At 71.0% G+C, this 20,293-nt stretch carries 16 protein-coding genes and 2 pseudogenes; 12 read left to right on the top strand and 6 right to left on the bottom strand.

Annotation, left to right across the window (positions count from 1 at the left end; all coding sequences use genetic code 11):
- Positions 1-148: 148 nt before the first annotated feature.
- The 3 genes from ACGF2V_RS01935 to ACGF2V_RS01925 form a co-directional block, all read right to left on the bottom strand.
- On the bottom strand, positions 149-2,197 hold the full coding sequence (locus ACGF2V_RS01935) for a fibronectin type III domain-containing protein (RefSeq protein ID WP_362708811.1): 2,049 nt from the start codon (positions 2,195-2,197) through the stop codon (positions 149-151).
- Positions 2,198-2,782: 585 nt separating this feature from the next.
- The gene (locus tag ACGF2V_RS01930) at positions 2,783-3,493 is read right to left on the bottom strand and encodes a DUF4232 domain-containing protein (RefSeq protein WP_362708814.1); all 711 of its coding nucleotides are present in this window, start codon (positions 3,491-3,493) and stop codon (positions 2,783-2,785) included.
- Positions 3,494-4,074: 581 nt separating this feature from the next.
- A complete protein-coding gene (locus ACGF2V_RS01925) occupies positions 4,075-4,545 on the bottom strand; it encodes a GNAT family N-acetyltransferase (protein WP_362629672.1) in 471 nt (156 codons plus the stop codon).
- 697 nt (positions 4,546-5,242) lie between these two features.
- Between ACGF2V_RS01925 and ACGF2V_RS01920 the strand changes: the two genes are divergently transcribed.
- The 7 genes from ACGF2V_RS01920 to ACGF2V_RS01890 all read left to right on the top strand — a co-directional run bounded on the left by ACGF2V_RS01920 (position 5,243) and on the right by ACGF2V_RS01890 (position 11,928).
- Complete coding sequence (locus ACGF2V_RS01920; RefSeq protein WP_362629675.1) at positions 5,243-6,475, top strand: ATP-binding protein; 1,233 nt, start codon at positions 5,243-5,245, stop codon at positions 6,473-6,475.
- Positions 6,472-6,876: a roadblock/LC7 domain-containing protein gene (locus ACGF2V_RS01915; protein WP_362629678.1), complete on the top strand. Its 405-nt coding sequence runs from the start codon at positions 6,472-6,474 to the stop codon at positions 6,874-6,876. The genes ACGF2V_RS01920 and ACGF2V_RS01915 overlap by 4 nt, the downstream gene beginning before the upstream one ends.
- Positions 6,873-7,247 (top strand): DUF742 domain-containing protein, encoded by a 375-nt coding sequence (locus ACGF2V_RS01910; protein ID WP_362629680.1) that lies wholly within the window; start codon positions 6,873-6,875, stop codon positions 7,245-7,247. Before ACGF2V_RS01915 ends, ACGF2V_RS01910 begins: the two co-directional genes overlap by 4 nt.
- Positions 7,222-7,812, top strand: coding sequence for an ATP/GTP-binding protein (locus ACGF2V_RS01905; RefSeq protein ID WP_362629682.1), 591 nt, complete (start codon positions 7,222-7,224; stop codon positions 7,810-7,812). Before ACGF2V_RS01910 ends, ACGF2V_RS01905 begins: the two co-directional genes overlap by 26 nt.
- Positions 7,813-8,045: 233 nt before the next feature.
- The gene (locus ACGF2V_RS01900; protein ID WP_362619685.1) at positions 8,046-9,446 is read left to right on the top strand and encodes a cytochrome P450; all 1,401 of its coding nucleotides are present in this window, start codon (positions 8,046-8,048) and stop codon (positions 9,444-9,446) included.
- 533 nt (positions 9,447-9,979) lie between these two features.
- Positions 9,980-11,110: a cytochrome P450 gene (locus ACGF2V_RS01895; protein ID WP_362619713.1), complete on the top strand. Its 1,131-nt coding sequence runs from the start codon at positions 9,980-9,982 to the stop codon at positions 11,108-11,110.
- Positions 11,107-11,928, top strand: a complete 822-nt coding sequence (locus ACGF2V_RS01890; protein ID WP_362619683.1) for an enoyl-CoA hydratase/isomerase family protein — start codon at positions 11,107-11,109, stop codon at positions 11,926-11,928. The genes ACGF2V_RS01895 and ACGF2V_RS01890 overlap by 4 nt, the downstream gene beginning before the upstream one ends.
- 271 nt (positions 11,929-12,199) lie before the next feature.
- Here the strand turns inward: ACGF2V_RS01890 and ACGF2V_RS01885 are convergent, their stop codons facing one another.
- Positions 12,200-12,652, bottom strand: a complete 453-nt coding sequence (locus ACGF2V_RS01885) for a VOC family protein (RefSeq protein ID WP_362619681.1) — start codon at positions 12,650-12,652, stop codon at positions 12,200-12,202.
- A gap of 416 nt (positions 12,653-13,068) precedes the next feature.
- On the opposite strand from ACGF2V_RS01885, the gene ACGF2V_RS01880 reads away from it, so the two are divergent.
- The 4 genes and pseudogenes from ACGF2V_RS01880 (at position 13,069) to ACGF2V_RS01865 (ending at position 18,251) form a co-directional block, all read left to right on the top strand.
- The gene (locus ACGF2V_RS01880) at positions 13,069-14,553 is read left to right on the top strand and encodes a sensor histidine kinase (RefSeq protein WP_362708817.1); all 1,485 of its coding nucleotides are present in this window, start codon (positions 13,069-13,071) and stop codon (positions 14,551-14,553) included.
- Positions 14,554-14,839: 286 nt separating this feature from the next.
- Entirely contained in the window at positions 14,840-15,637 is a 798-nt protein-coding gene (locus ACGF2V_RS01875) for a VOC family protein (RefSeq protein WP_362708820.1), read from the top strand.
- Between the two features lie 216 nt (positions 15,638-15,853).
- Positions 15,854-16,480 (top strand): annotated as a pseudogene (locus tag ACGF2V_RS01870) (phosphoribosyltransferase); the annotation flags it as partial.
- A gap of 922 nt (positions 16,481-17,402) precedes the next feature.
- A complete protein-coding gene (locus ACGF2V_RS01865) occupies positions 17,403-18,251 on the top strand; it encodes a GNAT family N-acetyltransferase (protein WP_362708823.1) in 849 nt (282 codons plus the stop codon).
- A 158-nt stretch (positions 18,252-18,409) separates the two neighbouring features.
- Here the strand turns inward: ACGF2V_RS01865 and ACGF2V_RS01860 are convergent, their stop codons facing one another.
- Positions 18,410-18,682 (bottom strand): DUF1876 domain-containing protein, encoded by a 273-nt coding sequence (locus ACGF2V_RS01860; RefSeq protein WP_362619674.1) that lies wholly within the window; start codon positions 18,680-18,682, stop codon positions 18,410-18,412.
- A 186-nt stretch (positions 18,683-18,868) separates the two neighbouring features.
- On the opposite strand from ACGF2V_RS01860, the gene ACGF2V_RS01855 reads away from it, so the two are divergent.
- Positions 18,869-19,222, top strand: a complete 354-nt coding sequence (locus ACGF2V_RS01855; RefSeq protein ID WP_362619672.1) for a hypothetical protein — start codon at positions 18,869-18,871, stop codon at positions 19,220-19,222.
- A gap of 207 nt (positions 19,223-19,429) precedes the next feature.
- Here the strand turns inward: ACGF2V_RS01855 and ACGF2V_RS01850 are convergent.
- A pseudogene (locus tag ACGF2V_RS01850) lies at positions 19,430-20,155 on the bottom strand (alpha/beta hydrolase); the annotation flags it as partial.
- Between the last annotated feature and the right edge of the window lie 138 nt (positions 20,156-20,293).

Raw genomic sequence — 20,293 nt, 5'->3', positions numbered from 1 at the left:
TGCGGCAGGATGCGACGGCCTCCCGCAGCCGAAGAGCGCAGCGCCAGTACCGCCGGTCGGCCTGCGCCCGCCCTCCGGGAGGTCAGGTCCGCCCTCCTCCGCGCTCCGCCTTCGGTCGGCGCCATGCGGAGGAGGCCGGAACGCGGGCTCAGTAGGTGACGGCCGCCGTCTGCGTCGCGCCGGACTCGGTGCCGTCGGCGTAGCGGACGGAGAGGCGGTAGTACACCGTGGTCGCGGGCAGTCGGGTGGTGTCCCAGTACGAGGAGCCGGAGTCGTGGGGCGAGGTGTTGATCAGGTCGAACTCGCTCGTCCGCGGGTTCCAGCGGCGGATGACGATGTCGGTGGCCGGGCTGCCGTTCTCGTTGGCGGTGCCGACGAAGCCCCAGGTGATGTAGCCGTCCGAACCGGAGCCCACGTAGGAGAACGGGCCGCCGGTGGCGGGCGGGGTGGTGGGGCGCAGATCCAGTGCGGTGACGGCGACGACGCTCGCGCCGGTGTCCGGGGCGAGCTGGTTGCCGTACTGGTCGACGGCGACGACGGCGTAACGCGCCTCCTGTCCGTCGGCCGGCACCATGTCGTGGAACGTCGTCTCCTTGATCTCCTTCGGCCGCAGGGTCCAGGTGTCCTTGACCGGGGCGTACGTCCACTGCCCGTCGGCGAGGGTGCCGCGCAGCACGCGGTAGTGCGCGAGGCCGGGGGCGTCGCTCGCCTCCCAGGAGAGGGTGACGCCGTTCTCCTTCGGGGTGGCGCTCACCCCGGTGAGCGCGGCGGGGGCGGTCGTGTTGCCGGTGACGGCGACGGTGACCTTGTCGGAGGCGGGGCCCCCGTTCCCGGCGTGGTCCAGGGCGACGACCCGGTAGATGTACGTGGTGCCGGGCGGCGGGGCGGCATCGGTGAAGGTGGTGCCCTTCACGCCCTTGCCGACTTCCTCGGGCGCGGTGCCGGTGGCCGTGGCGCGCGTCCGGAAGACCGAGTAGCCCGCGAAGTCCTCGCTGGTCCGCTCGGAAGGGTCCCAGGTCAGCGTGACGCCCGCCTCGCTCTCGGCGGCCGTTGCGTTGAGGGCGGTGTCGACCGGGCCGGTCAGGTCACGGGTGTAGTACATCGCCGGGGCCGAGGCCGGGGATTCCAGGCCGTGCGTGTCGACGGCGGTGACGACGTAGTAGTGGATGTCGCCGGTCTGCGGCAGCGGTCCGGTGTAGCCGCCGCCCGACAGCTTGTCCCCGTTCAGGAGGTTCTCGGGAGTGAGGGCGACCGGCTTGGACGTCGATCGGTAGACGCGATAGCCGGCGAGGTCGGGCTCCGTGTTGCTGTCCCAGTAGAGGGTGATCTCCTCCGGGTAGCCCATGGCCCAGTTCTCGTCGACGCCCTTCGGGGCGGCGGGGGCGGTCCGGTCGACGGTGGTGATGCCGAGGTCGGCGGTGCCCGACGAGGTGTTGCCGGCCTTGTCGTAGGCGCGGACCTCGTAGTAGTGGACGTAGCCGTCCTTCGGGACGGTCGTGTCGGTCCACGAGGTGGACGTCGTCGTCGCGATCGGCTTCGTGGGGAAGGACGTGCCCTTCAGCCGCCGGTACACGCGGTATCCGGCGAGGTCCATCTCCTTGTTCCTGGCCCAGGAGACCTTCGTGGACATGGTCGCCGTGCTGTACGTGACGGCGGTACCGGCCGGGACGAGCGGCTTGACCTTGTCGACGCTCGCCGACGTGCGGGGCGCGTAGGCGAACTTGACGTTCGCGGAGCCGGTCCAGTTGACGTAGTCGACGCGGAGGCTGTGCCTGCCCGACGGGATGGTCACGTTGACGGTCTTGGTGACGGTGGTGGAGACGTCCTTCCACACGTCGACCTTGCGGACGCCGTCGAGATAGACGCGGATGCCGTCCCGGGCGGAGACGGTGAACGAGAAGGGTCCGCCGGAGCCGAAGTCGCGGCTCATGGCCCAGCGCACGCCGAACTTGTTGGCGGGCATGCCCTTGTAACCGGGCGCGCGGGTGCCCCAGTTCTCGTCGACCGTGGAGTCGCAGTCCGTACGCTTGGGCGTCCCGGAGAAGGTGGTGTTCGCGTAGAACGTCCGTTTGAAGACGGGCGATGCGCAGGTCACAGCGGCGGCGGAGGCGGACGGGGCCACGCTGAGCAGGCCGCCTGCGGTGGCGAGCACGACGGCACAGGCCGCGGCAATCGTCGTGCTTCTGGGTCGGTTCATGCGTTCCCTTTTGTGCTGATCGGTAGCCGAGAGATCCGGCCAAGGAGCATGACTCACGAAGGTCTTGCCTGGTTGTAGGGATTGTTGTAGGCGACCGCCGGGCCGGTCCCCCGGGCGCCTGCCATTCCCTTCCGCCCGCGCCCACTGCCGCTTTCTTGCTTGCCGCCCCTTCCGGACCTTCGGTGCCTGCCGCTGCTTCTGTGCGTGCCGCTGCTTCCGCGCGGTGCGCGGCGCGCCGGGCGCGGGCTCAGAACGGGCGGGGGCGCGGGTGGGCCCGCACCCGGTCATGGATCTCGCGCAGCCACGGGCGGCGCACCGCCCGGCAGCCTCGCCAGCGTGTCGAGGAATACGCGCGAGTCGGGGCGAAGGAATCCCATGGGACGCAGCGGCAACGGATCGTCGCGCATTACGTCGTCGGGCAGTACGCCCGAGGCGGGCACCAGCGACCGTTCGTCGTGGAAGGCGAGGTACTGCCGGACACATTGTCGCGGTCGGGCGGAAAGGAGTCCAGTCATCGCGAAAGCCCAGGCCGTCGGCCTGGGCTCTGCATCGTCGGGTACGCCGGTGGTCGGCTCGCGGCGTGGGTCAGCCAACCTTGTGGACCGGGCTGATCTCCAGCTTGGTGCCGTCGGGGCTGTCGCTCGCGGGCAGGCTGCCGGCAGGCCAGGAGACGGTGACGGACTTTGTCTCGTTCGGCGGCGTGACCACGATCTTGGTCGGGCGGACACCGGAACCGCCGGAGTCGTTGACAGGGAAGTAGATGTTGAAGGCCGCCAGTTCGCCCGTCTTGATGACGTCTCGGCTCGTGGCCTCGCCGTTGCGGTCCAGGGAGATCGAGGATCCGTCGGCCGTCTTGAGGTCGGCACCGGCGAAGCCGTTCACGACGCAGTCACCGCCGGTGTTCTTGAAACTGACGGTCACGACCCCCTCCTTCTTGCCGGTGGTGTTGTCGGCGGCTTCGACCTGGAGCGCGTCGGTACGGCAGGTGCCGGCCTTGGCGTCGCCCGCGCCCTGCCCGGCGGAGGAGCCGGAGGACCCGGAGCCGGAGGACCCGGAGCCGGAGGACCCGGAGCCGGAGGACCCGGAGCCGGAGGACCCGGAGCCGGAGGAGCCCGTGGGCCCCTTGGACCCGGAACCGGAGGAACCCGTCGCGTTCGACGATCCGGCGCTCTGGCCCTCCGAGGAGGCGGCCGGGGCGGCGCCGTCGTCGCCGTCGCCGTTGCATGCGGTGAGCGAGAACGCCGCGGCCAGACCGATGGCGACGACGACAGTCTTACGAGCACGCTTGCCGAGCATTTCTTTTCCCTCTGCCGAATTGGTGGCCGCACCGATTTTCGCGACAGGGGAATTTATACAGAGCATCCGGTCACGGAACCATCCACGATGTGTTCGCGTTCTGTCACCAGAACTCTTCGGCGCGCCGACTTGACCTGAGCGAGGTACCCGCAGGTCGCAACGGACCCGGCACGCCTCTGGCGCGCCGAGGGGCTGTCGGCGCCGCCACTCCGGCCCTTCGATGCAGGGCGCGTGAATCCCCCATTCCATCGTCGACTCAATATCCACGGCATGTGAAATATTTGCGCATCAATTCGCCGGATTCCGCGAACGAACCCGGCCCCGGCGCACTTCGCACCCGGACCCGTCCGAGTTCAGGGGTAGGGGATGACGACGGGCTCGCCACTCAGCGCCGCCCCCGCCCGACGGAGCTCGTTCATCGCGGTGAGTGGTGAGAGCGGTGGAGTACGCGGCGGTCAGTCCGTGGCATCGGCACGATCCGCCGGCAACCGTGCCCCGGCATGACCCACCACACCCGAACCGTCGGCTCGGCGAGAACTACCGCGACCCCGTCAAGGCCGTCCGCGGCTTCCCGTATGAGTTCAGCGGGCGGGGAAGGTGAACCGCAGACGGATCTCGCCGTCGTCGATCTCCCCGGTGGGCTCGAAGCCGAACTTCTGGTAGAAGGGCCACGGTTCGCCGTCGCCCGGATCGTAGCTGGTCAGCAGCTCGGTGGCGCCGTCCGCGCGAACCAGGGCGGCGATCTGCGTGAGCGCCTCTCGGCCGATCCCTCGCCTCTGGTACCGCTTGTCGACGAGGAGGCGCCAGAGGAAGTGCCGCCCTTTGAACGGACCAGTCGGCGGTTTCCACGACAGCATCACGAAGCCGACCGGCTCGTCACCACGGTAGACGGCGCGGTACCAGGGATTGGCCTCCGGCTTCTTTGCCGCCTCCTTGAGCGACTTGGACACGGAGGCGACGAACTGCTTCTGGTCACGTCGGACGCGGAGGGCGCGAACGGCATCCCGGTTGTCGTCGGTGATCTCCCGTAGGTGCACGCCTGGGGACCTCATGCCACACCCCTTCCTGCATCCGACAGCTGCGCCGTCCGGGCCGACGGGAAGAGCTGCCACCGGGCGGCATTCCCTCGTGCGGACGCGGACGTCTTCGCACCGTATTCGACTCAGGTGATTCGGAGCGGGACTGGCACGCCGGACCGTGACCGGGCGTTGGACCTCGACCCACGGGCCCCGCTCGGACGGCCAGAGGGCAGCAGCGCGCGGCGTCGGATGCGGTGCATCGCAAGGCGGAGGGGCGCCCGCATACTGGATGTATGTGGGCGTTCCGACAACGCGGCGAGGCGCCGTAGCTGTCGTCGTGCGCCCGCCAGGGATTACGGGACAGCCCTTACGCGACCTCGAACAAGGTGACGTCCCGGAAGGCCCGGCCGTCGCCGCGGAGCGCGAGCCAGGGCCGCGCCAACCACGCCGGCGGGAGCGTCGGCTCCGACACCATACGTGAACATTCTGCACCAATAGCGCAACTGGCGTGTCGGCCTTGACATTTACCCAAGCGCCCGATGCTAAGATCATCTTACTTCCAGTGGGCTGATGGCATGTGGGGGCATTCCGGGAGGAATGAATTCCTCGGCCCCGCTTTCGGAGGGGCCTTCCCCTGCGTGACCCGACCGTGGCTCGACCAGCCAGGACCACGGGGCTCATGAGGGAGCGTCAAGCCGTTTCCACAGCCATGGCACTTGAAGTGAGTCTCATGACATTTGTACAGGGCCCGATCTTCTGGGCGCTGGTTGTCGTAGCACTGGTCGCCGTCGGCGCCGTCCTGCGGGCTCGTAAGACCAACATCGGTCTTCGCAGACAGAACTCCCAACTCCGTGGCGAGCGCGACGCGCTGCAACGGCAACGGGACGAAGTCCACGCCGCGCACACCGGTCTGCTGCACCGCCAGACCTCCGAACTCGCCGAGGTCCGCAAGGACGCCGAGGAGGAGACCAAAGCCGTCCTGAAGGCGGCCGTCCGTACCCTCCAGGGGCTCGCGGACGAGCAGCAGGTGGTCATCGAGAACGCCCAGAAGAAGTACGGCGACGACCCCGGCATGCTCGCCGACCTGATGGCCATCGACCACGCCAACAGCCAGCTCGGCCGCCGCGCGCAGGGCATCGCGGTGCTGTGCGGCGGCTGGCTCGGCCGCCGGGAGACCTCTGCCTCCGTCTTCGACGTGGCCCGCAGCGCCCAGGGACGCATCCGGCACTTCGACCGGGTCCGGGTCAACGGCCAGGTGAACTTCTCGGTGGTCAGCAAGGCCGTGGAGCCGGTCGCGGTGGTCCTCGCCGAGCTGCTGGCCAACGCCACCAACTACTCCGCACCCGGCACCCCGGTCGAGATCAACATCCAGGCCGTACCGAAGGGCGTCTGTCTCATCATCGATGACGCGGGTCTCGGCATGGGGCAGGAGGAGAAGGACCGCGCGGCGGCCCTCCTCGCCCCCCAGGCCGCGATCAGCGTGTCCAGCCTGGGCATTCCGCCGCAGTTCGGCTTCGCCGTGTCCGGTGTGCTGGCCGCCCGCTACGGCTTCAAGGTCTCGGTGGACTCCGTTTCCCCCTATGGAGGTGTGCGCGCGGTGGTCCTGCTGCCCGACGAGCTGCTCACCGCCGACGCGCCCGTTCCCGCGCCGGCCGAGGCGGCCCCCGCCGCTTACGACGCGGGGGTGTCGACGCTGCAGCGCCGCCCGGTGTCCGCACCGGCCCCGACCCCGCTGTTCCCGCCGTCCCCGCAGCCTGCCCCCGCCCCTCAGCCCGCGGCGCCCTTCACCACCGCGGGCGGCCTGCCCAAGCGTCGTCGCAAGAGCCCTGTTTCGGTGGTGCCGTCTACCGAGCCCGCGCCGGTCCGCAGCAATGAGGAAACGGCTTCCCGTCTGGGCGCGTTCCAGCGCGGAACGCGGTCCGGACGTGACATGACGACGATGGAAGGACCCGAGATCCAGTGAACCCCGATCTTTCCTGGGTGCTCAACGATGTGCTCCAGGTACCCGGAGCGCGGCACGCGATCCTCGTCTCCGCCGACGGTCTGCTGCTGGCCAACTCCAGCGAGATCGGCCGCGACGACGCGGAGACCGTGGCGGCGGCGATGAGCTCCATGCAGTCGCTGAGCCGCGCCGTCGCTCCCTTCATCGGGGCCCAGGCCCCCGGGCGCTGGCGCCAGACCCTCCTGGAGTACGAGCACGGCTGGATCTTCCTGATCGCTGCCGGAACCGGCGCCTATCTGGCGGCGGCCGCCGCGGCCGACGTGGACATGGAAGCCATGTCGTTCCGCATGCAGCAGCAGGTCACCGCGCTGGGGAAGGCGATGACCACGCCTCCCCGTCTGAACGCCGGAAGCGACATATGACGGCCCCGGGTGAGGAGCAGTCGGTCAACAGCGGGTTCGTCCGTTCCTACGTCATCACCGGAGGACGCGGGCTGCCCGACGCGGAGGGTCTCTCCCTCGTCACCCTCGTCACCATCGCCCCCGACCGGCAGCTGCCGCCGAACCCGAGCCCCGAGGTCAGGGCCATCTGGGAGCTGTGTTCGGGCGGGTACCTGTCGGTGGCCGAGGTCGCGGGCCGCCTCGGGCTGCCCGTCGGAGTGGCGCGTCTGCTGCTCAACGATTTAGCGGAACAGGGTCATCTGATGCGCCGCAAGGCGCCCCCGCCGGCTCAGCTCGTTGACAGGAAGATCCTCGAAGAGGTGTTGCATGGACTCCACGTCCGGTTCGGCTGAGAACATCTATGTGTCGGACGCGGTGCGGCGTGCGGCGAAGATTCTCGTCGTCGGACACTTCGCCGTGGGCAAGACGACGCTCATCGGCACTCTCTCCGAGATCACTCCGCTGCGCACCGAGGAGCGGATGACGCAGGCCGGCGCGCACATCGACGATCTGCGCGGCGCGCCCGACAAGGTCACCACGACGGTCGCGCTGGACTTCGGCCGACTGACCCTCAGCGACGAGCTGGTGCTGTATCTGTTCGGTACGCCGGGCCAGCAGCGCTTCGTCGAACTGTGGGAGGACATGGCGCGCGGCTCGCTGGGCGCGCTGCTCCTCGTCGACCCGGCCCGGCTCGCCGACACCTTTCCGGTGATCGACCTGGTCGAGACGTACGGGCTGGAGTACGCGGTCGCGGTCAACAGCTTCGACCCGTACTCCAAGCACGCCGAGGAAGAGCTGCGCGAGGCTCTCGACCTGCTGCCGGACACCCCGGTCGTGTACTGCGACGCCCGGGACGAGAAGTCGTCCGCACAGGCCCTGATCACGCTGGTCCAGCACCTTCTCGCGCGCGTGGCCTGACACAGGTCCACCGGTGCCGGCGGGGCGTCCCCCGCCACCCGTGCCAGTGGGCGTCCCCCGCCACCCGTGGCGGGGGACGCACCACCGTGTGGCCGGCCCGTCGTCCGGCGCCTCTGGGCCCGGACGCGCGGCCGGTCCCCGCTCCGACCACCGCCCTCCGGTACGGGTGGCCGAGCCCTCATCTCCTTCCACCGTGCGGGCCCACCGGCCCGCGATCACATCGAGGTATCAACATGGACTCTCAGCCGGGAGCCACCCCGTACAACGCCCCCAGCGGGTGCCCGATGCGCGGTGAGCGGCAGACGTCGCTCTACGGACCGGAGTTCGCGGCCGATCCGCAGCGCGCCTACGACGCGTTCCGGGCACATGGGCCCGCCGCCCCGATCGAGCTGGCCCCCGGCGTGGACGCCACCCTGGTCGTACAGCACGAGGCCGCGCTCCGGGTGCTGCAGAACCCCTCGTACTTCGCCCGCGACTCGCGGCGGTGGGCCGCGCTCCGGGAGGGGCGCATCGCGCTCGACAGTCCGGTGCTGCCCATGATGGCGTACCGGCCCAACTGCTTGTTCACGGACGGCACCGAGCACCTGCGGCTGCGCAAGGCGGTCACCGAGAGCCTCGCCCGGCTCAACACCACTCGGCTGAGCCGTGACGTCGAGCGCATCGCCGACTACCTGATCGACCAGTTCATCGAACGCGGCTCCGCCGACCTGCTGGGCGACTACGCCAAGCTGCTGCCGCTGCTGCTGTTCAACCAGCTGTTCGGCTGCCCCGGTGACATCGGCGACCGCCTGACCCGCACCATGGCCGCGATCTTCGACGGCGAGGACGTGGTGCGGGCCAATGCCGAGATGACGGAGTGCCTGATGGAGCTGGTGGCGCTCAAGCGCCGGCAGCCCGGTGAGGACATCACTTCCTGGCTCATCCAGCACCCGGCCGGTCTGCGGGACGAGGAGCTGAAGGACCAGCTCGTCATGCTGATGGGCGCGGGCATCGAGCCGGAGCGCAACCTCATCGCCAACGCACTGCTGCTCCTGCTGTCCGAGGACGCGAGCAGCGCGCAGCGGCGCGGAACCGGGATGCTGGTCGAGGACGCCCTCGACGACGTGCTCTGGAACAACCCGCCGATCGCCAACTACGCGACGCACTACCCCGTCCAGGACATGGACCTGGGCGGCGTGACGCTGAAGGCGGACACGCCCGTACTGATCAGCTTCGCCGCCGCGAACACCGATCCGGCGCTCACCGACGCCCGCCAGACCCTGAGCAAGGGCGCCCACCTGGCCTGGGGCGCCGGCCCGCACGTCTGCCCGGCGAAGTCCCCGGCCCAGCTCATCGCCCTCACCGCGATCGAGCGCGTCCTCAACAGCGTTCCGGACCTGACCCTCGCCATACCCGCCACCGGCGTCGAATGGCGACCGGGCCCGTTCCACCGCGCCCTGGTGTCGCTGCCCGTGCGGTTCAGCCCGAGTGCGCCGCGCCGGGTCGCGAACGTGACGAACACCGCCGCCGCGTCCCCCGTGTCGCCCCGTATCTCGTCCCTCGACGACGTCACCACGGCGCGCCACGACACCGGGGAGTCTCAGAAGAGGCACAAGGGCTGGTGGAGTTCCTTCCTGGACGTCTTCCGGGTGTGAGCCGGACTCCTCGGCCTGTCGGGACACCGGTGCGCCCGGTGTCCCGAGAGACCGGTGCGCCGGTGTGCCGACAGGCCGGTGTACCGACAGACCGGTGTACCGACAGCGGTGAATGGTGAGCGGTTCGCGATCCGTGTTCGCGATCCGTGTTCGCGATCCGTGTTCGGATACCGGTCGGCAACTTCCGCCCGCCGACTTGGTGAAAACTCGTCTCTCGACGACCGGAATCAGCCGACTTTCGCGTATAACTCGCCCTTTTAAAAAGGGTATTGGGTATCGCTCACCATCTGACAAGAGGTCACCGGGGCATTTCTCTGTGACGGGGGCAACAGGGATTGGCGCTTCGCGAACATATACGGAGGGGTAGGTTCTGGCCGTAACCATGAGCCCGGATCAAGGAACTCTGCGTGAGCGCTGCAAGTGGTGCCAAAAGGCCCGCCGATGACCGCCGTGCCCTCATCTCTCTCATACGGCGCCTCAAATCGCCGGAGGGGCAGGCTGATCCGTACGGGCTGCTCGCCGAGGTGAGGGCCATGGGGGACGTCGTGCGCGCGCCCTGGGACGCGTACTTCGTCACGGGCTTCGACACCTGCAGCGAAGTGCTCCGCGGCCGCAACTGGCTGGCACCGGACTTCGCCTGGCAGGAACGCCAGGACGACCCCGAGCGCTGGAGCGCGGTCGCCACGCAGGAGATGACCAAGACGCTCTCCCGCCTCAACGCTCCCGAGCACACCTGCCAGCGCCGCAGCCTCGGCAACCTCTTCGACCGCTCGACCATCCAGCGGCTGACCCCGGTCATCGAGGAGCACAGCGCCCGCCTGCTCGACGACCTGGCCGGGAAACTGCGTTGGGGCGAGGCCGACTTCGTCAGCACGGTCAGCGAGCAACTTCCCATCAGCACCATCGGCTCCTGGCTGGGCGTCCCGGCCGCCGACCACCCCCACATCCTGGAGATCACCCACAACCAGGTGCACGCCCAGGAACTGCTCCCCACCAAGAGCGAACTCGCCGTGTCCGCCGAGGCGACCGGGCATCTGCGCACCTACTTCACCGAGATGGTGCGCCGGCGCCGCGCGAACCCCGGCAACGACATCCTGACCGGATGGATCCACCACTGGGACGCGCGGGAGCCCGACCGCGAGGCGGCCGACGAGATCCTCTACCGTCTCACCATGTTCGTCACCATCGCCTCGCTGGAGACCACCGCGACGCTGCTGTCGGCCATGGTGGGGCTGCTGCTCGGCGAGCCCGGCCGGTGGGCATGGCTGAGGGAACACCCAGGGCACGTCGACGCGGCCGTCGACGAGGTGCTGCGGTACGACCCACCGATCCAGATCAACACCCGGGTCGCCGCCGAGGACACCGTCCTGGCCGGTGTCCCGATCGCGAAGGACAGCATGGTCCACGTCCTGTACGGCGCCGCCAACCACGACCCGCGGCGCACCGAGAACCCGGACGTCTTCGACATCGAGCGCCGCGGCACCCACCTCACCTTCGGCGGCGGGGTGCACTACTGCCTGGGCGCGGCCCTCGCCCGGCTCGAGGCCCGAACGCTTCTCATTCAGTTGCTGGAACGTTTCCCCACCCTGCGGGTCACCACACCGCCCGTGTACGCGTCCCGTCTGGTCTTCCGGCGCGTGACCTCGATGGGCGTGGCGATATGAAGCTCTCGCTCTCGGAGCCACTGTCCGCGTATCGGCGCCCGAGCACGGTGCGCGTCCTGCACGAGGGCCCGGTCCTGCGCGTGGAACTGGACCGCCCCGAGTCGGGCAACGCCGTCAACGAGGCGATGCTGGACGACCTGCTCGCGATCCTGACCGTTCCGGATCCTGATGTCCGGGTGCTGGTGCTCAGCGGGGCCGGGGACAACTTCTCCCTCGGTGGGGACCGCGGCGAGTTCGCGGACTGGCTCGAAGAGGACCAGGAGGGCCGGGGCATCCGGATCGCGGGCGACAAGGCCCGCCGCGTCTGCGAACTGCTCTCGACCGGCCGGATCGTCACCATCGCCCGGGTCCACGGCAAGGCGATCGGCGCGGGAATGGCCCTGGCGCTCGCCTGCGACCTGCGGGTGGGTGCCAAGACGGCCAGTTTCCGGCTGCCGGAACTGGCGCTCGGCCTGCCCACCGCCTGGGGCGGCATGCTGCCGCGGCTGATCCACGAGCTCGGCGCCGCCCGGACCAGGGAGATCATCCTGACCGGACGCCCCATCGGCGCCGCCGAGGCGTACGAGCTGTCGGTCCTCCAGCGCGTCGTGCCCGAGGACGAACTGGACGCGGCCGTCACCATGTGGGCCAAGCCCATCGCGCGCCGCCCGGAGTCCGCGGTACGGATCACCAAGGCCCTGCTCAACTCCTACATGGCCGCGAACCGGATGGCTGATCCCGCGATCCTGGACTCCGAGCTGATGGCCGCGGTCGCAGCCGCGAGCCGCCGGGCCCGGGACACCGGCGAGAGCGCGACGGACGCGGTACCCGTGCGCTGATCCCTCGCACGACATCCGTACGGCGTCCGCGCGGCGCCCGTACGGCCGTCCATACCGCGTCGGCGTCCGCGCGGCGCCCGTACCGCGTCGGCGTGGGTCCCGTCGGCCCTTGTACGGGGTCCGAACGCACGACAGGTGATCGAACGTACGACACGTGCCCGTGCGCGTCCCCCGGCCCCCCTCGAACGAGACCCGTGCTGTGCGTACGAGGCCGTTCCCGGCCCGCGGACGTCCGGCGGCCGACTTGCCCGCGGCGCAAGCCCGGCGGCCGTCAGGCCGCGCAGAATTCGTTGCCCTCCGGGTCCCGCATGAGCCACCAGCGCCCGGCAGGGCCCTTGTCCACCTCGTGGACGCGGGTCGCCCCCAGGCCCTCCAGCCGGGCCACCAGGGCGTCGAGGCCGCCGGGGCCGGCGTGGACGTCGATGTGCAGGCGGTTCTTGCCGGACTTGCCCTCGGGCACGTCCTGGAAGAGCAGCCGACGTCCGCGCCCCACACCGCTCGTCCCGTCGAACGGATCCTCGGGGTGGCGGATCGCGGCGTAGCCGCGGAAGGTCCTGCGGCCGGCGTGCTCGACGACCGCGTCCTCACCGATGTGCCCTGCGGCCAGTAGTCGCTCGATCAGGGCGCTGGGGTCCTCCACCTCGTACTCCAGGGCCGCGGCCCAGAAGTCCGCGAGAGCCGACGCGTTCGTGCTGTCGATGACCAGCTTCCAACCCAGTGCCATGTAACCGATTTTATCGGTTACCCCATCACTCGACAAGCAGGGAGTCGGCGACCGGGGAGTCGGCGCCGCGCTCGCGCACCGGACCGACCCGTACCGCACCGGCTGCCCTCCGGAGCCGCCCGCACGTTCCGCCTCGTCACGCTGTGCGCCTGTCGGCGTCCTGCGCGAGAGGGAAGACGGACATGCCGCGTACCGCGTCGACAGTTCGCAGGAGTCCATGCGGGCGAACGACGACGATGACGCCCCCGTTCACGAAGGATCGGGTCACCCCTCCGGCCGCACCGTGCACCCGGGATGAGGCACGGGATGTCCGGAGGCCGTTCGCCGTACGTCACGACGGACAATTTCGGATATCTTGCGCGAATCGGGCGGCTCTGTCGGTGACCATGGTGGCAACGAGAAGGAAAGAAGAGCACATGTTCACCGACTGGCGGCTGTGGACCCGGCGCCACCCCCGGGCTGTCGACGCGGCGGTGGCCGTGCTGCTGTGGGCCTTCGCGGTCTTCTCCAGCACCGTGACCGATGCCCGGATCGTCCGCGGCCCGGCCCCCTCCTTCGCCCTGGCGGCCGCCGTGCCCTCCGCCGTCCTGCTGCTGGGGCAGCGCACCTACCCGCGCACCGTGGTCGTGGTGACCACGCTGTGTGGAAGCGCCCTGAGCCTGATGGGCAACAGCATGGGTTTCGATCCTTCACCGAGCCTGACCGGCGCGGCCCTGGTCGCCCTGTACCAGTTGGCCCTGCTCACGGACCTCCGTACGACCTCGGTGTACACGCTCGGGGCGGTCGCCACCCTCGCCGCCGTGTCGGTCGTCTGGGGCAACGGCGCGCTCCTTCGGCCCGACCGGATCGGCATCCTCTCCTGCGTCTTCCTGGCGGGCGCGGTCGGCGAGTCGGTGCGCAGCCGCCGCGACTACGTGGCCGCCGTGGAGGCACGGGCCGAACTCGCGGAACGGACCCGCGAGGAGGAGGCGCGCCGACGGGTGAGCGAGGAACGGACCCGGATCGCCCGCGAGCTCCACGACATCGTCGCGCACCACATCGCCCTCGCCCACGCGCAGGCGTCCACCGCCTCGTACCTGCTGCGCAGCCGGCCGGAGCAGGCACGGCAGATGATGGACCAACTCGCCGGAACCACTTCCTCAGCACTGCGCGAGCTGAAGACGACCGTGGGACTGCTGCGCAGCGAGAACGACCCCGAGACCCCCCTGGAACCCTCCCCCGGGCTCGCCCAGCTCCCGGAGCTGATCGCCTCGTTCGAGCAGACGGGTCTCACCGTCCACGTGTCGGTGGAGGGGACGGTGCGGCCGCTGTCCCCGGGCGCGGACCTCACCGCGTACCGGATCGTGCAGGAGGCGCTGACCAACGTCACCAAGCACGCGGGATCCGCGGCGGTCTCGGTCCGGCTCGGCTACTCGCGCCGGTTGCTCACGCTCACCATCACCGACGACGGACACGAGCCGCAGACATCGGGCACGCCCGGGTACGGGCTCATCGGCATGCGCGAACGGGCCCTGTCCGTCGGCGGCCGGCTGTCCGCCGGACACCGGGCGACCGGCGGCTTCGAAGTGACCACGGAGCTCCCCTTGGAATCGCAGGCCGAACCGGAGAAGGACGCGGAGACGGAGACGACCGCGGGAAGCGAGACGGCCGTGGAAACGAGGACGACTGCGAGGACGACTGCGGGAGCAGGGCCGGAGGCAGAGGCGGCTGCGGAGACCGGGGCGAGGACGGACACGGTGGCGGGAACGGGGACGGAAACGGGAACGGGAACGGGAACGGGAACGGGGACGGAAACGGGAACGGGGACGGGGACGGCGGAGCCCGGACCTCTCCGGAACGATGACGACACGGACGGAACGAGGGGACCATGCGGTGACCATCCTGGTACCGCCGGCCGATGACCAGGCACCGCTCGCCGGCACCTTCCGGCTGCTGATCGACGCGACCGAACGCACGCATGTCGGGCGGGCACAGGACGAACGACGCGCATGCACGATCGTCCAGCGGGAGATCTCCAGTCCGTCACGGACCACGTGCCCGAGGCCGTCGAGGGCCGGTACGGGCGTCTCCGGCGCGCGGCCCCGCGGCCCGATGGCTAGCGTGAAACTGCGGACAATCCCGTCGCTGACGGGACAGACGCACAGAGAGCGGACGGACGAACCCGCAAAGGGCGAAGGAGCCGGAGCCATGGCTGTACGACCGGAGGGCACACCGTGCTGGGCCGACGCAATGTTCCCCGACCTGGAGGCGGCGAAGCGCTTCTACGGTGACGTACTGGGCTGGACGTTCGGCGAGTCCACGGAGGAGTACGGCAACTACACGCAGGCGTACGCCGACGGCAGGGCGGTCGCCGCCGTCGTGCCCCCCATGCCCGGCCAGGAGGGCCCGGCGGCCTGGTGCCTGTATCTCGCCTCGCCGGACGCGGCCGCCACCGCCGCGAAGATCCGTGACAACGGCGGCGAGACACTGATGGACCCGATGCAGGTCGGTGAGTTCGGCACGATGCTGCTGGCGCGCGACCCCGCGGGCGTCGTCTTCGGTGTGTGGCAGGCGGGCTCCCACGAGGGCTTCGAGGCCCAGAGGGTGCCCGGCGCGTTCTGCTGGGCCGAGGTCTTCACCCGGGAGCCCGGGAAGTCCGACGCCTTCTTCTCCGCCGTCTTCCCGTACTCCATGGCGAAGCTGGAGGACGAGCACGTCGATTTCAGGCTGTACACCATCGGCGACGAGACGGTCATGGGGCGGATGCGGATGGGCGACGACTTCCCGCCCGAGGTGCCGTCGCACGTGAACGTGTACTTCACCGTCGCGGACTGCGACGCGGCCGCGGCGAAGGCGACCGAACGCGGCGCGGTCCTCCGTTTCGGCCCGATGAGCACGCCGTTCGGCCGCTTCGCCGCGCTGACGGACCCGCAGGGTGCGGCGTTCTCCGTGATCGACGTCCACACCACCGAGGGCGAGATGCCCACGATGTCCCCGGTGTCCTGACCTGCCTCGACGACGCGACCTCGACCCCGCTGCCCGCAGTGGTTCCGCCCGAGTTGCGGGGCCGTCGCGCATGGGGTTGTTTCGAAGGGGGAGGCGGGCGTGCGTGCGTGCCCGGGGAGGCGGGCGTGCGTGCGTGCCCGCGTGGTCCCCGGCCGCCCGGCCGGGCTCCCGGCTCCCCCGGTCAGTTCCCCGGCTCCCTGGTTGGGGGTGACAACCGTGCTGTTCGTCGACCGCGCGGACGCGGGACAGCAGCTGGCCGAGGCGCTCCGTCATCTGGAGCGTGAGAACCCCGTCGTCCTGGGGCTGCCGCGCGGTGGGGTCCCGGTCGCCTTCCAGGTGGCGCGGACGCTCGGTGTTCCGCTCGATGTGATCGTGGTCCGCAAACTCGGCGTGCCCCATCACGAGGAGGTGGCGTTCGGCGCCATCGGCGAGGGCGGGACACGGGTCCTCAACGAGGACGTGGTCAGCCGTCTGCGGTCCGGGAAGCAGGATCTCGCGGCGGTCGAGCGGGTCGAGGCGGCGGAGCTGGTGCGCCGCGCACAGGCGTACCGCGCGGGCAGGCCGCGGATACCGGTCGAGGGCCGGACCGTGATCGTCGTGGACGACGGTGTCGCGACCGGCGCCACGGCCGAGGCGGCCTGCCGGGTGATACGGGCCCAGCATCCGGCCCGCGTGGTGGCGGCGTTCCCGGTGGCGCCCCCGGACGCGGTGGCCCGGTTGCAGGAGTGCGCGGACGAGGTGGTGTGCCTGTCCGTGCCGCCCCTGTTCTACGCCGTCGGGGAGTGGTACCGGGACTTCTCACAGACCTCCGACGAGGAGGTCGTCGCCCTGCTGGCGCGCGCCCGGTACGGCGGGCATGTGACACCGGGCGGCGACTGCGGCAAGTAATGCCACGACGACGCTGCGGGCCGGAGTCGAGCCGGGCCTTTTTCGGCGATTCTCCGCACGTCTCCGCGACTTCTCCCCGGTCTTCCCCCGGATTCTCCGGGTGATCTCCGGGTGATCCACGGATGCTGCCCCGCACGGGATCGCGCGAGCCTGGCATCCGGGATTCCTCGGGCCGGTCGCGGAAGCGTCCCGGAATTCGTCGCGCTTTTTCGTCGGGCATCCGTCGGGCATCCGTCGGGCATTTATCGGTGCGGTGGAAAGCGCGCGCGGGTACAGGTTGAGAACACGCCCGAGTTTCGGACGGCGAGGGTGCGCACGGGCCCCCGCCTGGCCGGGCCGGAGCCGGAAACACCGCAGGTCCGGACGGAAGAGGTACGGGCGGGGGCCGGGCCGCCACGCACGAAAGGGACCGACGCGGTCACGGCCGACGCCACGTCCGTCCCGTGCCGGGCCACACCCTGCTGTACGGGGCCACGCCCTGCTGTGCCGTGCACGTCGGCGCCCCCCGCCGTTGCGATGCGAGGCGACGGCGGGGGAACGCCGTTGAGGAGGAGCCGTCACCGGCGTCGGGCGATTCAACCCGCGACACGCCGACAGCGGTCCGTCAGCCGACGACTCTAAGCACCCGCGCCCGCCCGCCTCGCGCACCATGCCGACAGCCGCACCGCGCCCCACTCCGACGGCGGGCGGCCGGAACGCCGCGGGCCCGGCGGCCGGCCATCTCCCGGGCCGTGGCCGTCCACGTCCGGCCACGGGCGTCGGTCGCCCGACGTCCCGGTCCAACGGCCCTGCACCCCGTCCGACGACCGCCTCCCCCGGACGAGCGGTGGCGGAAAAACCGCCGTTGAACCAATCACCCTTGGGGTACAGGTGCCCCGTGCCGAACTTCGAGATCACCACCGCGAGCGCCGACGACCTCGCCATGCTGGCCGACTGGGCCCACGCGGAGAGCTGGAACCCCGGACTGACCGACCGCCACGCCTTCTTCGCCACCGACCCGCGCGGCTTCCTGATCGGCCGCCTCGACGGCGATCCGGTCTCCTGCGTCTCCGTGGTCCGCTACGGCTCCGGCTTCGGGTTCCTCGGCTTCTACCTCACCCGGCCCGAACTCCGCGGCCGGGGCTACGGGATCCGGACCTGGCGAGCCGGCCTGGCGCGGCTCCAGGGGCGCAACGTCGGGCTGGACGGCGTCGTGGCCCAGCAGGACAACTACCGCACATCCGGGTTCCGTTCCGTCTGGACCAACATGCGCTACGAGGGCCGTCCGGCCGATGTGCCGCCCGCCCCACCCGGCACCGCGCTCGTCGACGCCCGCGGTATCCGGTTCGATCAACTGGCCGCCTACGACCGGCGCTTCTTCCCCACCGAGCGCGACAGCTTCCTCGCCTCCTGGATCGCCGGACCGGCCCACGTCCCGCTCGCCGCCCTCCGCGACGGGGAGTTGCGGGGCCTCGCCGTGCTGCGCCCGTGCCGCACGTCGTCACGGATCGGCCCGGTGTACGCGGAGTCGCCGGAGGTGGCCGGTGCCCTGGTCGGCGCGCTCGCGGCCGGCGATCCGGACACTCCCGTGGCGATCGACGTGCCCGACGTCAACCCGGCGGCCGTCCGGCTCGCGCAACAACTGGGCCTCACCCCGTCGTTCGAGACGGCCCGGATGTACACGGGCCCGTCACCGGATGTCGACCACGCCGGGCTGTACGGCATCACCAGCCTGGAACTGGGCTGAGGCGCCGCCCCCGCGGCGCGCGGCGCGGCGGCCCCCGCCGTAAGGCCGCCGCGGTGGAGCCATCGCCGGCCATCGCCGTGAGGCGGTCGCCTCTGGACCCGGGGCGCGCCCCCCGGGGGCTCCGGAGCCGCCGAGCCCCGGAGCCCCCGGAGATCGGCTCAGGTGAGCGGGTGCGATGTCCGACCGGACGCCTCGTCGATCTCGTCGTGCGCCTTCGTCAGCATCTTCATCGCCAGTTCGTTGAGAGCTCTGGCCCCCGCGATCTCCTCGCCCACCCTCGGCTGCTCCTTGTCGGAGGGGTGACGGCTCGCGTATCCATGGGCGCGCACCTCGGCCCCGTCCGGCAGCCTCACCAGGGCGGCGGCGCGGGTGCGGTGACTGTCCTCCTCGAATTCCAGATCCACATGCCACCCGACAACTGTGTGCATCATCTCGATCACCTCCCTACCAGGGTGCGCCCGTTCCGTCGCCCCTGCACCACGGCACACCCCCGCGAACGGGCGTGATACCCGTGCCCCGATCCGTCGCGTGCCCTGTCACGGTCATGTCCCTTTTCCCGCCGGTCGCGTTCCTCCGCGTGCCCGGCTTCCGGGCCGCCCGTCCGTACGCTCCCCGGCATGAGCGTCGATGTGGAGATCGTCCGCGAGGCGAGTCCGCAGATCGTGGCCGCCATCGGCCGCCTGCTGCCCCAACTGTCCGCGAGCGCCCCGCCCCCGGACCGCGCGGCACTCGACCGGCTGGTGCGGTGCGAGACGAACACGGTGCCCGTCGCGCATGCCTCGGGTGCTGTCGTGGGAACGCTGACGCTGCTCCTGCTCCCCGTGCCGACTGGGCTGCGGGCCCGTATCAAGGACGTCGTCGTCGATGCCGAAGACCCGGGAGGCCGGCGCCCGGACCGTCGACCTCACCTCCCGGCCGGACCGTGCCGCCGCGAACCGGCTGTACGAGCGCCTCGGCTTTCGCGCCCGTGAGTCGACGGTCTACCGGTTCTCGATGGACGATCCGGGGCCGGCACCGGAGTCGGGGACGGGGCCGCGCCCGCCGCGGCGCGCAAAACCCGCGTAGGGCGGGCGGATGAAGGCCAACCGGTCCGTGACCGACCGGTCCGGAGCGGGTCGGCCGGGGACGGACAGGCGGCCCCGGGCGATCGGACCGGGAGCGAAACCGTCGGGAGCGAAACCGTCGGGAGCGAGCCGGTCCAGGTCCAGGATGCCGTGCGTCGCCGGGGCGGCCGGCGGGAGCCGGAGCGCCGTCGCGATCTCCTCGGGGAGCGGGCCGAGGCCCAGCAGGCCGGTGACGACCCGGGCCGTGAGCGCGTGCCAGGCCCCGGCGCGGCGCAGCATCGCGTGATCGCTGTTCCGGATCGCGACCAGGCAGGAACGGGCCCCGGCGCGGCGGGCACGGGCGGTGAGGGACCGGGACTCCCCGGGGCTGGTGACGCGGTCGCGGGTGCTGTGGAGGAGCACGACGTCCCGGTCGGCGAGCTGGGCGACCGGATCGTCCGCCGGACACCAGGGAGCGAGGCCCACCACCGCGCGTACCAGCGGATGACCGGCGGCGCGGAGCGCGGCGCGGGCACCCATCGAGTGCCCGACCAGGACCACCGGGAGCTCGCCCGCCTCGCGCCGCAGCGCGTCGAGGGCGCGCAGCGCGTCGTGGAGCGGGTCCTCCCGGGAGCCGTTCCAGCCCTGACGGGCGTAGCGGGCGGTGCGTACCAGGACGTCCCCGGCGGCGCCGTGCGTGGCTCCGTCGTCGCCGACGGTCGCGCGGGTGACGGCCCGCGCGAACGGCCTCATTCGTACGGCGGGCAGGTTCAGGAGGCCGGGCGGCGGCGCGCCCAGGCCCGTCTCGCGGCCGCCGTGCAACAGGAGCACGGCCGCGGACGGCGGTCGACTGCCGGTCATACGCACCTCCCTTCGCACCTTCACACGTATGCCTGTGCGGTACCCCCGCTCCACGACGAGCATGCGGCGCGGAACGCGGCAGTGTCGCCGTGCGGGCGGGAGTCGCCGGTCGGCCGGATGCATCCGGGGGTGCGGCGG

The organism is Streptomyces sp. NPDC047982 (assembly GCF_043204165.1).
Lineage (GTDB): Bacteria > Actinomycetota > Actinomycetes > Streptomycetales > Streptomycetaceae > Streptomyces.
The sequence above is the reverse complement of the archived record's forward strand: the minus strand, read 5'-3'. Positions and strand labels throughout refer to the sequence as shown.

Coding starts and splice junctions, on each gene's coding strand:
- ACGF2V_RS01935 (WP_362708811.1), bottom strand. CDS start 2,197: ATGAACCGACCCAGAAGCACGACGATTGCCGCGGCCTGTGCCGTCGTG.
- ACGF2V_RS01930 (WP_362708814.1), bottom strand. CDS start 3,493: ATGCTCGGCAAGCGTGCTCGTAAGACTGTCGTCGTCGCCATCGGTCTG.
- ACGF2V_RS01925 (WP_362629672.1), bottom strand. CDS start 4,545: ATGAGGTCCCCAGGCGTGCACCTACGGGAGATCACCGACGACAACCGG.
- ACGF2V_RS01920 (WP_362629675.1), top strand. CDS start 5,243: ATGACATTTGTACAGGGCCCGATCTTCTGGGCGCTGGTTGTCGTAGCA.
- ACGF2V_RS01910 (WP_362629680.1), top strand. CDS start 6,873: ATGACGGCCCCGGGTGAGGAGCAGTCGGTCAACAGCGGGTTCGTCCGT.
- ACGF2V_RS01905 (WP_362629682.1), top strand. CDS start 7,222: ATGGACTCCACGTCCGGTTCGGCTGAGAACATCTATGTGTCGGACGCG.
- ACGF2V_RS01900 (WP_362619685.1), top strand. CDS start 8,046: ATGGACTCTCAGCCGGGAGCCACCCCGTACAACGCCCCCAGCGGGTGC.
- ACGF2V_RS01895 (WP_362619713.1), top strand. CDS start 9,980: ATGGGGGACGTCGTGCGCGCGCCCTGGGACGCGTACTTCGTCACGGGC.
- ACGF2V_RS01890 (WP_362619683.1), top strand. CDS start 11,107: ATGAAGCTCTCGCTCTCGGAGCCACTGTCCGCGTATCGGCGCCCGAGC.
- ACGF2V_RS01885 (WP_362619681.1), bottom strand. CDS start 12,652: ATGGCACTGGGTTGGAAGCTGGTCATCGACAGCACGAACGCGTCGGCT.
- ACGF2V_RS01880 (WP_362708817.1), top strand. CDS start 13,069: ATGTTCACCGACTGGCGGCTGTGGACCCGGCGCCACCCCCGGGCTGTC.
- ACGF2V_RS01875 (WP_362708820.1), top strand. CDS start 14,840: ATGGCTGTACGACCGGAGGGCACACCGTGCTGGGCCGACGCAATGTTC.
- ACGF2V_RS01860 (WP_362619674.1), bottom strand. CDS start 18,682: ATGATGCACACAGTTGTCGGGTGGCATGTGGATCTGGAATTCGAGGAG.
- ACGF2V_RS01855 (WP_362619672.1), top strand. CDS start 18,869: ATGAGCGTCGATGTGGAGATCGTCCGCGAGGCGAGTCCGCAGATCGTG.